Annotated in this window: 5 protein-coding genes; 3 read left to right on the top strand and 2 right to left on the bottom strand. The window is 68.9% G+C overall.

Translation table 11 applies throughout. The features are described from left to right. Positions 1 to 629: 629 nt before the first annotated feature. Positions 630 to 2,618 (bottom strand): gamma-glutamyltransferase, encoded by a 1,989-nt coding sequence (gene ggt / locus ACM14_RS29640; RefSeq protein WP_065348125.1) that lies wholly within the window; start codon positions 2,616 to 2,618, stop codon positions 630 to 632. Positions 2,619 to 2,943: 325 nt separating this feature from the next. Here ggt and ACM14_RS29645 point away from each other — a divergent pair, with 325 nt between their 5' ends. Further along, positions 2,944 to 4,728 (top strand): NAD(P)/FAD-dependent oxidoreductase, encoded by a 1,785-nt coding sequence (locus ACM14_RS29645; RefSeq protein ID WP_065348126.1) that lies wholly within the window; start codon positions 2,944 to 2,946, stop codon positions 4,726 to 4,728. Beyond that, positions 4,725 to 5,294, top strand: coding sequence for a VUT family protein (locus tag ACM14_RS29650; protein ID WP_016454772.1), 570 nt, complete (start codon positions 4,725 to 4,727; stop codon positions 5,292 to 5,294). Before ACM14_RS29645 ends, ACM14_RS29650 begins: the two co-directional genes overlap by 4 nt. 166 nt (positions 5,295 to 5,460) lie before the next feature. On the opposite strand, the gene ACM14_RS29655 is transcribed toward ACM14_RS29650, so the two are convergent. Beyond that, positions 5,461 to 6,837, bottom strand: coding sequence for an amidohydrolase (locus ACM14_RS29655; RefSeq protein ID WP_065348127.1), 1,377 nt, complete (start codon positions 6,835 to 6,837; stop codon positions 5,461 to 5,463). 96 nt (positions 6,838 to 6,933) lie between these two features. Between ACM14_RS29655 and ACM14_RS29660 the strand changes: the two genes are divergently transcribed. Beyond that, on the top strand, positions 6,934 to 7,953 hold the full coding sequence (locus ACM14_RS29660; protein WP_065348128.1) for a GlxA family transcriptional regulator: 1,020 nt from the start codon (positions 6,934 to 6,936) through the stop codon (positions 7,951 to 7,953). Positions 7,954 to 8,038 lie beyond the last annotated feature (85 nt).

An 8,038-nucleotide genomic window follows, 5' to 3' on the forward strand; every position in this document is an offset into this window, starting at 1 on the left:
CCGCTCAGACAACCGCAGCGAGTCAGATCACGAAGCAGTCCTGTCCTTCGGCAGGACTGCAACCCCGCAACCACCACGCCGCAGGCGCTGACATACGGGAGGTGGTGCGGGCCTTCGCTTCGCTCGGCCCCGGTTTGAAGCCGAGCGGAGCGATGGCGCCGGCTGTTGGCTATTGGCTATTGGCTATTGGCTATTGGCTATTGGCTATTGGCTATTGGCTATTGGCTATTGGCTGCCCCAGCCTCCCCCCTTCTGCCCACGCCTGCGTTGGGCGGGATGCGGGGTGGCAGCCCTGCCGAAGGACAGGGCTGCTTCGTCATCTGACTTGCCGCAGTTGTTTGAACGGATTGCGCCGCAGGCGCAAGGAGTGAGTTCTGCGGCACACCCCGCATCCCGCCCAACGCAGGTCGCCCGCAGCGAAGCGAAGGGACGTGGGCAGTGCGGGGCGCGCTTCTTTGCCCACTTTCTTATCGCGCGATAAGAAAGGGAGTCGGCCGCCGGGCCGAGACCCGGCCTCGAAAAACAACCACCCGGCAGGGTCAAAAAAAGACCCACCAGCAAACCAGCAAAAAAGGCGCCACCAGCATCCCTGCCAGCAGCGCCTTCCTCAGTCAATCATCAGACCAAAATCAGCGAACGGTATCGCCCAAAACAAGCCCTTCACGGCGCGGATCAGCCCCACCTTCCAGCTGCGCCTGCCCATTGCGCTGCACCCGCAAGATGGTGCCAATACCGCTGGACTGCGCACTGATGGACACCACATGGCCCAGGGCACGCAGGCCGCTGACCAGCGGATCGTCGTTGCCGCCATTGGCCGTGTTGATGTTGGGGTGCTCGCCGCCCACGTTGGTGGTCGGGCTGTTGGCCGCGCCGAAGTCCACCAGCGACGTGGCCTGCTGGGCATCCAGACCCCAGTCCAGCGCGCCGACCAGGGTCTTGGTCACGTACTGGATGATGGTGCTGCCGCCCGGCGAGCCGGTGGCCATCTTGAAGTCGCCGGCGGTGCCGTCGGTCTTCAGGTCGAACACCAGCGTGGGCGCCATGGAGCTGCGCGGACGCTTGCCCGGCTGCACGCGGTTGGCGACCGGGCCGTCGGTGGTGCTGGGGATGGCAGCGAAGTCGGTCAGCTGGTTGTTGAGCACGAAGCCGCGCGTGACGTGGAAGGAGCCCATGCTGGACTCCACCGTGGTCGTCATGCTCAGTGCGTTGCCCTTGGCATCGACGATGCTCATGTGCGTGGTGCCGGCCTCCTTGACATCGACCACGCCCTGCGAAGGCGTGCCGAAGTTGCCTGCCTGGGCCGTGCCCATGCTCTTGGTCGTGGAGATGAGGGCGGCGCGCTGGCGCAGGTAGCTCTTGTCCAGCATCAGCGCCGGCGAGCCGCCGGGCAGGGGCACGAAGTCGGTGTCGGCCACGTACTTGTCACGGTCGGCATAGGCCAGGCGCAGGGCTTCGCTGACCAGGTGCACGCCCATCACCGAGGGCTTGCCGCCTTCGCCATCAATGGCCGTGGGCGCATAGGCCTTGAGGTCGAAGTTCTCCAGAATGCCCATGGCCTGGGCCACGGCAATGCCGCCGGACGACGGCGGCGGCATGCTGCAGACCATGTAGCGCGCGCGGTAGGTGGTGCAGACGGCCTCGCGGCGCTTGGCCTCGTAGCTGGCCAGATCCTGCAGCGTGGTCTTGCCGGCGGTGATGGGCGCACCGTCCGAGACGGTCTGCGTCACGCCCACCTTGCTGACGATGGCCTGGGCCAGGTCGCCACGGTAGAAGGCGTCGGCGCCGCCATTGGCGATGCTGCGCAGCGTGTCGGCATAGGGCTGGTTGACGAACTTGGCGCCCAGCGCCAGCGGCTTGCCCTGGGCATCGAAGTAGAGCTTGGCGGCATCGGCATCGCGCGCCAGTTCCACCTTGGAGCCGTCCAGCGCCGCAGCCATGCGGCCGCTGATGGGAAAGCCCTTGCTGGCCAGGTCGATGCCCGAATTGAACAGCTGGGGCCACGCGGTCTTGCCGTAGTCCTTGTGCGCGAGTTCCAGCATGCGCACCACGCCCGGCGTGCCGATGGAGCGGCCGCTGGCGCGCGCCGAGGGCTTGGGCGCGGTCTGGTCGGCGGTGTCGTCCACGTAGCGCAGGTAGTTTTCGGTGGCGGCGGCCGGCGCGGTCTCGCGGCCGTCATAGGCCACGACCTTGCCCGTGGCCGCATCGCGGTAGAGCATGAAGGCGCCACCGCCGATGCCGCTGGACTGCGGCTCCACCAGGCCCAGCACCATCTGCACGGCCACGGCCGCATCCACGGCCGAGCCGCCGGACTTGAGCACCTCGCAACCGGCCTTGGACGCCAGCGGGTTGGCCGTGACCACCATGTACTTGGAGGTGTGCAGGGCCTTCTTGCCGAGGCGGTAGCCCGAAGAGGGTTCGGGTGCGGCCGGATCACCGGGCAGGCCCGAGCCCACGACCACGCTGCCATCGCCCGAGGTGATGGCACAGGCGGCCAGGTCGTCCTGGCCCGATCCGCCATTGCCACCGCCTCCGCACGATGCGAGGAACAGCGGCGTGGCGGCCGCAAGGCCGATCCACTGCCATGCGGGCAGGCGTTGCCTGGAAGGGGGTTGCTTCATGAAATGTCTCCTTGTGGTGCGTGGAATGCGTTGATCTTGTTCACCTGGGGCAGCACCCGCCCGCAGGCTTGCCGCGAGCTTACATCCGTTCCACCACCACTTCGCGCAGATGCAGCCACCCCGTCAGACCGGGGCTGAAGGACCCCGCTCGCGGATGGCCGGCCCTGCATGCAAGGTCCGTGCCCGGATCGGGACGGCACCAGGACCAGGAATATCTGGCGGAAAATCCGAACCCGAGCACACCCCAAGGCTGTGCGGCCCGCAGCCTGTGCGGTCGCCCACTTTGGCTTACCATCGCCGGCCCTCTGCTTGATAGGTACAAGCCATGATCCGCGTCTCTGAACTGAAACTGCCCCTGTCGGCGGTGCAATACCACCCCGACAGCCACACCGAATATCTGCCCCTGGAGCCGCTGCGCGCCCTGGCCGCACGCCAGCTGGGCATTGCCGAGGAGGCCATTGCCTCCGTGCACGTGCACAAGCGCAGCTTCGATGCGCGCAAGGCCGAGCTGCTGGCGGTCTACATCGTGGACCTGACGCTGGCCGACGAGAGCCAGGAAGCCGCACTGCTGGAGCAATTCTCCAGCCATGCCCATGTGAACCCCACGCCCGACATGCGCTGGCATGCCGTGGGCCAGGCGCCTGCCGATCTGCAGCGCCGGCCCGTGGTGGTGGGCTTCGGGCCCTGCGGCATCTTTGCGGCCCTGGTGCTGGCGCAGATGGGCTTCAGGCCCATCGTGATCGAGCGCGGCCGCTCGGTGCGCGAGCGCACCCAGGACACCTGGGGCCTGTGGCGCAAGCGCGAGCTGGTGCCCGAGTCCAATGTGCAGTTCGGCGAAGGCGGCGCAGGCACCTTCTCCGACGGCAAGCTCTACAGCCAGATCAAGGACCCGCGCCACCTGGGCCGCAAGGTGATGCAGGAGTTCGTCACCCACGGCGCACCGCCCGAGATCCTCTATGCCGCGCACCCGCACATCGGCACCTTCAAACTGGTGAAGGTGGTCGAGGGCATCCGCGAGGAAATCATCCGCCTGGGCGGCGAGATCCGCTTCGGCCAGCGTGTGTGTGACATGCGCATCGAGGGCGAGGGCGAGGACCGCCATCTCACCGCCCTGGAGGTGCTGGACCAAGACAGCGGCGAGCGCCAGTGGCTGGAAACCGACCATGCCGTGATGGCCCTGGGCCACAGCTCGCGCGACACCTTCGCCATGTTCTACGAACGCGGCGTGCACATGGAGGCCAAGCCGTTCTCGGTGGGCTTTCGCATCGAGCATCCGCAGGGCCTGATCGACCGGGCGCGCTGGGGCAGGCATGCCGGCCACCCGCTGCTGGGCGCGGCCGACTACAAGCTGGTGCACCACGCCAGCAACGGGCGCGCGGTCTACAGCTTTTGCATGTGCCCGGGCGGCACCGTGGTGGCGGCCACCAGCGAGCCCGAGCGCGTGGTCACCAACGGCATGAGCCAGTACTCGCGCGCCGAGCGCAATGCCAACGCCGGCATGGTCTGCGCCATCGACCCCTCCGACTATCCGCGCGATGCCAAGAGCTTTGCCTGGGCCTTCGACGGCAAGACCCATGGCGTGGAAGACCTCAAGGACGGCGAGCTGCACCCGCTGTCGGGCATCGTGCTGCAGCGCCAGCTGGAGACCAAGGCCTACCTGCTGGGCGGGCGCAACTACAACGCGCCGGGCCAGCTGGTGGGCGACTTCATCGCGGGCAAGGAATCGGCCGCGCTGGGCGAGGTCGAGCCCTCCTACCAGCCCGGCATCACGCTGACCAACCTGCACCACGTGCTGCCGGCCTACGCCATCGAGGCCATGCGCGAGGCGCTGCCCGCCTTCGGCAAGAAGATCCGTGGCTACGACATGCACGACGCCGTGCTCACCGGCGTGGAAACGCGCACCTCCTCGCCCGTGAAGATCGAGCGCGGCGCGGACTTCCACAGCCTGAACACGCGCGGCCTGTACCCGGCCGGCGAAGGCGCCAGCTACGCGGGCGGCATCCTGTCGGCCGGCGTGGACGGCGTCAAGGTGGGCGAGGCCGTGGCCTGCGCCATCCTCGGGCTGCCCCTGCCCTCGTCGGGCGCACGCGGCTCCGGTGGCGCAGCATGACACCGCGCCCGCCCCGTTTCGCCGCCCCCTCGCGCACCCAGCTGCTGGCCGCCATCGCGGCCATGGGCGTGGTGGTGCTGTCGTCCAACATCCTGGTGCAGTACGCCATCAACGACTGGCTGACCTGGGGCGCCATCACCTATCCGTTCGCCTTCCTGGTGAGCGAGCTGGTCAACCGCAGCTTCGGCCCGCAGCAGGCCCGGCGCGTGGCCTGGGTGGGCTTTGCCGTGGCCGTGGCCGCCTCGCTGGTGCTGGCGCCGCCGCGCATCGCGCTGGCCTCGGGCGCGGCCTTCATTGCCTCGCAGTGGCTGGACATCGGCGTGTTCCACCGCCTGCGTGCAGGCCGCTGGTGGCGTGCCCCCCTGGTGGCCACGCTGCTGGCCGCCTGCCTGGACACCTTCCTGTTCTGGAGCATCGCCTTCGCAGGCGCCGCCGAGCCCTGGGTGACCTGGGCCCTGGGCGACCTGGGCGTGAAGCTGGTGCTGGGCGTGGCGCTGCTGCTGCCCTTCCGGCTCGCCATCGCCCGGTGGTGGAAAGGCCCATCGGCAATCGCTAGCGCCAAATAAAGCCGACGCGGCTCGCACGGACTCGATCTCAAGCCAGGGGCACCGAGCAAGGGCCTACGCCGGCCGCGCCGCCCCGCAGCGAGGGTGCCGTCCCCCTCCCGCGTAGCGAGAGAGGGGGCGCCGTGCAACGGGAAGCGGCGTCCGCCGCTCAGGGGGAGTCCAACAGCTATGGGTTGCGCTGCAGATAGTCCACGGCCAGAGCGGCCAGTGAGCGCGCGCCCGTGGGCAATTGCTTCTCGTCGATGTCGAACAGCGGCGAGTGGTTGGACGGCGCCTTGGCGAAATCCTGGCCTGCCGGCGGCGCGCCCAGGAAGTAGAAGAAGCCCGGCACCACCTTCTGGAATTCCGAGAAATCCTCGGAGCCGCTGACCTTGGGAATCACCATGGCCTTGCCGCCCATGGCCAGCTTGAGCGCGGGCAGCGAGGCTTCGGTCAGTGCCGCGGGGTTGGTGGTCACCGGATAGGCCACGGGACCGAAACGCACCTTGGCCTTGGCGCCGCTGGAGGCCGCGATCTGCTCGGCCGTGGCGGTGATGCGCTTGTGCGCCTCCTGGCGCATGTCCTCGTCGAAGGTGCGCAGCGTGCCCTGCATCTCCACGTTGTCCGGGATGATGTTGTAGCGCGTGCCGCCCTGGATGGAGCCGATCGTCAGCACGGCCGGCTCCAGGCTGATGTTGAGCTGGCGGCTGACCACGGTCTGCAGGCCCAGCACCACCTGGCTGGCCGCGACGATGGGATCGACCGCATTCCACGGCGACGAGCCATGGCCGCCCCGGCCCTCGACCTGGATGCTCAGGCTGTCCGAACCCGCCATCAGCGGCCCGCTGCGATAGCCCACCATGCCCGAGGGCAGGTTGGCCGTGATGTGCAGGCCGTAGATGGCCTGCACGTCCTTGAGCACGCCGGCCTCCACCATGGCCTTGGCACCAAAGCTGGGCACATGGCCGTGGGCATCGGCCTCCACCGGGGCGCCTTCCTCGGCGGGCTGGAAGATGAACTTCACCGTGCCGGGCAGCTTTGCGCGCATGCCGGCCAGCGCCTCGGCCGCGCCCATGAGCATGGCCACGTGGGCATCGTGCCCGCAGGCATGCATGACCGAAACCTCCTTGCCCATGTACTGGGCCTTGGCCTTGGAGGCAAAGGGCAGGCCGGTCTTCTCGGCCACGGGCAGCGCATCCATGTCGGCACGCAGCGCCACGGTCTTGCCCGGCTGGCCGCCGCGCAGCACGCCCACCACGCCCGTGCCGCCCACGCCGGTCTGCACCTCCATGCCCAGGCGGCGCAGGTGATCGGCCACCAGCTTGGCCGTGCGTTCTTCCTGGCCCGACAGTTCGGGGTGCTGGTGGATGTCGCGGCGCCACTCCACCATCTTGGGCGCCAGCGGCTGGATGGCGGTATCCAGGGCCGCCAGGCCCTGTGCATCGAGCCCCTGGGCGCTGGCCGCCAGTGGCAGGCCGCAGGCCAGCAGCCCGGCCAGGGCGATGAAGCGCAGGCCTGTGCGCGGGAAGGAGGAAGGCTTTGTCTCGGCGCTGGTGTGGAGCATCTTCGTGGTCCTGGAAAGTGGCACAAGCAGCCATGCTAAAAGTGAAGCACGTATGACGGGCACGTCAAAATCGCCATTCGAGGAGCCAAAACCGCCATGCCCCGAGCCTTCATCATCGAGCTGCCCTGCCTGGAGCACAGCGCCATCGGCCATGCCGCGCACCTGGTCGAAATGCTGCGCAGCGCCAACCTGGTCGCCAGCCTGCGCCTGGGCCGGCGCGCACCGCGCTTTGGCTGGCGCTGGGTCGACGGCCAGGGCCGGCCCCTGCCCGCCATGCCGCATGCAGCCGAAGGCGCGGCAGCCGAAGGGCCCGCGCAGGCCGTCTTCGTGAGCGCGCTGCACTGCCCTGACATTCCCTCCATCCGCGACATCGTCGCCGCGCATCCGGCCCTGGTGCGCCGCATCACCACGGCCTTCGACCAGAGCCTGGCCGTCTGCACGCTGGGCAGCGCCGCCTGGTTTGCGGCAGCGGGCGGCCGCTGCCAGGGCCGGCTTGTGGCCCTGCCCTGGTATTTCATGGGCGGCTTCGGCCTGGACTTCCCGGGCATCGAACTGGCCGAGGGCCAGCCCTTCGTGGACGACAGGCCCTGGCTCAGCGCCTCCCACCCCGAGGCCCTGGCACCCATGGCCGTCGCGCTCACACGCCATGCCTTCGGCGACGACCTGGCCGCATCGCTGGCCGCCGTGCTGCAGCCCCATGCCCAGCGCGAACGCGCCACCCGCGCCGCCCTGCAGGACCGCCGCATTCCCGCCACACGCAACAGCGTGCTGGCCCACGCCATCGCCTGGCTGGAGGCGCGCGTGGAGCAGCCCTATGACCTGCAGGCCCTCGCGGACGCGGCATCCACCAGCCCGCGCACCCTGCTGCGCCACTTCCAGCAGGAACTGGGCCACAGCCCGCTGGACCACCTGCACCGCCTGCGCTGCGCGCGGGCCCGGGTGCTGCTGGAGATCACGCTGGAGAGCGTGCCGTCCGTGGCGCTGGCTTGCGGGTATGGGGATGCCTCGGCGTTTCGGCGGGTGTTCTTGCGGTATGTGGGGATGGCGCCTGCGGCCTATCGGGAAAGGCATGCGTTGAGGGCGCCGAGGAGGCGGTGGAGGGTGGGGGCTGCTTGATTGTTTTTGCCCCTGCCGGGGGGTTGTTTTTCGAGGCCGGGTCTCGGCCCGGCGGCCGACCTACCTTCTTTTGCTTCGCCAAAAG

The organism is Delftia sp. JD2 (genome assembly GCF_001682645.1).
Classification (GTDB): Bacteria; Pseudomonadota; Gammaproteobacteria; order Burkholderiales; family Burkholderiaceae_C; genus Comamonas; species Comamonas acidovorans.